1 pseudogene is annotated in these 319 nt (G+C 64.9%); it reads right to left on the reverse strand.

What is annotated here, in order from left to right:
* Window positions 1-319 (reverse strand): annotated as a pseudogene (locus RVY79_RS18540) (hypothetical protein); the annotation flags it as partial.

Consider the following 319-nt stretch of genomic DNA (forward strand, 5'->3'; position numbering starts at 1 on the left):
CATGCTGCTCGATCAGTGCCTGGGCGATGGGAAGGTAGCCGCTTACGCCAGACGCCGTTGCCGTGCGTGCATTGACAATGCAGCTGCGCTCCGCCTGCCAACGGACCTTGCCGTAGTGCCGTTGCATGGCGTCTGCCGCCCACCACGTTACGGTGGCCGGTTGGCCGTTCAGCTTGCCGCTGGCCGCCAACAGACAAACGCCAGTGCAGTAGCCCCAAAGCCGCTTGCTGCGGTCAAGCAGCGTCAGCGCTTTGATCAACGCCGCGTTTGCGCCGAGCACCGCTTCGATCTGCGCAGCGGACTCAGCCCAGAAGCCGTG

Source organism: Chromohalobacter sp. HP20-39 (genome assembly GCF_033052815.1).
Taxonomy (GTDB): domain Bacteria; phylum Pseudomonadota; class Gammaproteobacteria; order Pseudomonadales; family Halomonadaceae; genus Chromohalobacter.